We start from the raw sequence: 2,748 nt of genomic DNA on the forward strand, positions 1-2,748 counted from the left end.
AGGCTTGGAATGAAATACTAAGTGAGGATGGTTTTATTAAAAATTTGTGTAGTAGAGAGTGGAGTTTTTTGGTTTAGTTGTTTTTTGAATTTGGTATTAATCACTGATGTGGGTGTTATATTGAGTTTTATAACCATAGAAGATTCCATGAAACACTGGTATATAAAAAACCAATGAATGTGTACCAAGAAAGTATAAAATTAAATCAAGAAAAAGCGAAGGCTTCTTAGGATGTTCTATATAAGAAATTTTAAAAAGTTGTCAGAGGTTTTTGGGTAATGTATGAATTTGTTAGATTGGATGTGATAAATCATCAATAATTTGTTCAGAAATATTTTTTGCACCTTCATTTAGGCTATTTTTAATATTACCAACTGATATCGATTGTTTTGTAAAGGTAAAGTTTTTATTATAAATAGTATTATCTATGTCTGTCATATCAAATGTGTTTTCGTCTTTAGAGTTTTTCATGAATTTTTTCAAGTTTGTAGCCTTTGGATACAGGCTAACTCTAGCACTAATTATTAAATTTCCAGCATTAAGAGCGTAATCAATATTGGAGACTAACAAGGCGTCAGAATTGGTCTTAAGTAAATGAATTCTTTTGTTTGAAGCAGAATTAATGGACTCTACTTGGTTGCTCATTTTATAAGGCAGGTGAGTTTTATTTATTTTGTCTTTTATCGCTGTTAAAAAAACATTTTTAAAATTGTAATCGTCTAATTCCTTAATGATGGGCTGTGCTTTTTCTGTTGCAGAAGATTGTCTAGACGAATCTATAGAGGATGCAATTAATGCTCCAATTGCTCCACCGCCTCCATTGTAAAACGATGTAACCGTAACATATAAATTATCTTGCTCTATTACAATTATGTTTTCAACTGAGCGTATTTGATTGTGTGCTTCTTTTTTTAACTGAACTATATTTGAACACGAAGACAAAAAGACTACTGCAAGCATCAATGCATTTAATTTGTAAAACATATTTCCCCCTTTGTTTGAAATCTAATTGTTAGTGTAAGGCACTATTGTCCTGATACACTGTATTAAAAAAATCAGGTATATTTACCCAGTTTTACCAAAAAATTTCCAATAATCTAATATTGACCATTACAATAAAAAACTGCCAATAACTGATTTTTAGTTGTTTAAAATTTATGAGTATTTTACCTAAAGACAAGCTGTTATTAGAAGAAGTTTGAGTCTTGCTGCGGAGGCAAGGCTATACTTATGGGTCTGAGAACACTTGTTGTGATTGGGTGAGGTGGTTGTTAAATCTCCGAAGGTTTAAAAAATAAATTACATTCTGACCCTAATTATTTGCCATTGCCCATCTACTGGTGTACAATCAAGAGCAACGATATTGTCTTACAAAATACAAAAAAATGAATGACAAGAAAAACCCACGGTATATATGCTTCGATATGTGTAAAAGGAAGATAAAGTTTTGAATTTCTTCCACTTTCTACTTTATTCCATTCCGTGTCATATGGCGCTACCGGTAACAGCGATTCCAACTCATGGATAACTTTGAATTTTGCCGAATTTAGGTCTTTATAAGAACGTATTAACCTGAACCATATATAACACTGCACTATACCCGCAAACGATATTAGACAATAAAATTCAGATATAGTTTTACTACTGAAGTTAACATAACCAACAGCAGCTATGATTGCCGTGTTAACTGACAAAAAAAACGAATTAGCAGATTGTCTTCGACCACTTATTCGATCAGCCATTTCAACATAGAGTTTATATTGCTCCAGTAAATGTGGCTTGAAGTTGTCGCCATATTCTTCTTGTGTAATTGGCATAAATTACTTTAAAGTCTGCTTATGAAATTTTTAATGGCATCCCATGTCCAGTTTATAACTTTTTTGTCTGATAGTTGCGGAGGGATTTGCCCTTTATCATCTTTGTGAATATGAATACCAATCATTGGGATTCCTTCTTCGTTTGCGCATTGCATTTCCCATTTAGCCCCATCTGCATTTCTTGTATTCTTGCTAATCAATACAATTACCCCGTCACAACCTTTGATTCGTGTTCGGCAGTTAGTTTTCCACTTGCTATCCCATGCTTGCTTGGCTGACATATCGGTGTATGTAAATGAATCTGTATTCTGTGATTGTCCCTTTAATAAATCCCGATATTGAGCATCTTCAATTGCAAAACTAATGAAAATTCTTTTAGTAACCATAATTTCTCCTTTTGTTTGTCTAGAATAACTGTTAGTATAAGGCGCTATTGCCCTGATACACTGTATTAAAAAAATCAGGCGTATTCACCCAGTTTTACCAAAAAATTTCCAATAATCTAATATTGACTATTACAATAAAAATCGGTTAATAACCGATTTTAAGTTGTTTAAAATTTATGAGAATTTTACCTAAAGACAAGCTGTTATTAAAAGAAATGCGAGCCTAAATAATTAGGGTTAGAGTGTCATTTATTATTATTTATGCAAAGGTCTTATTTAATTATTAAGGTTTTTTAGAAACACTCAAACACTCAAAAAAACTTGTACAGATAGGGATAATGGTATAATCCCTGTAAATTTCATTACACAAGCTTACTTAGGTTTACTTACTATGACAAACACAACAAAATCCCATACCACGCTTTCTAGTGCGTTCAATCAATTCAGGTGTTTTCTTGCGCTTAGCCTTTTAATCACATTTTCTTTTAATGCTTTTTCTGTTGATGACCCTCAGCAATTTAACAAAGAAGCCTACTTAGATTTTT

3 protein-coding genes are annotated in these 2,748 nt (G+C 32.0%); all 3 read right to left on the reverse strand.

The window, feature by feature from the left end:
* Window positions 1-291: 291 nt before the first annotated feature.
* The 3 genes from BBROOKSOX_RS09870 to BBROOKSOX_RS09875 all read right to left on the reverse strand — a co-directional run bounded on the left by BBROOKSOX_RS09870 (window position 292) and on the right by BBROOKSOX_RS09875 (window position 2,203).
* Entirely contained in the window at window positions 292-984 is a 693-nt protein-coding gene (locus BBROOKSOX_RS09870; RefSeq protein WP_139661529.1) for a hypothetical protein, read from the reverse strand.
* Between the two features lie 350 nt (window positions 985-1,334).
* On the reverse strand, window positions 1,335-1,817 hold the full coding sequence (locus tag BBROOKSOX_RS12600; protein ID WP_139661532.1) for a RipA family octameric membrane protein: 483 nt from the start codon (window positions 1,815-1,817) through the stop codon (window positions 1,335-1,337).
* 8 nt (window positions 1,818-1,825) lie between these two features.
* Window positions 1,826-2,203 (reverse strand): TIR domain-containing protein, encoded by a 378-nt coding sequence (locus BBROOKSOX_RS09875; RefSeq protein WP_139661534.1) that lies wholly within the window; start codon window positions 2,201-2,203, stop codon window positions 1,826-1,828.
* Window positions 2,204-2,748 lie beyond the last annotated feature (545 nt).

The organism is bacterium endosymbiont of Bathymodiolus sp. 5 South, from assembly GCF_900128535.1.
In the GTDB taxonomy this organism is placed as follows: Bacteria; Pseudomonadota; Gammaproteobacteria; order PS1; family Pseudothioglobaceae; genus Thiodubiliella.

Excerpts from the sequence above, each read along its gene's own strand:
- BBROOKSOX_RS09870 (WP_139661529.1), bottom strand. The coding sequence starts at position 984 with ATGTTTTACAAATTAAATGCATTGATGCTTGCAGTAGTCTTTTTGTCT.
- BBROOKSOX_RS12600 (WP_139661532.1), bottom strand. The coding sequence starts at position 1,817 with ATGCCAATTACACAAGAAGAATATGGCGACAACTTCAAGCCACATTTA.
- BBROOKSOX_RS09875 (WP_139661534.1), bottom strand. The coding sequence starts at position 2,203 with ATGGTTACTAAAAGAATTTTCATTAGTTTTGCAATTGAAGATGCTCAA.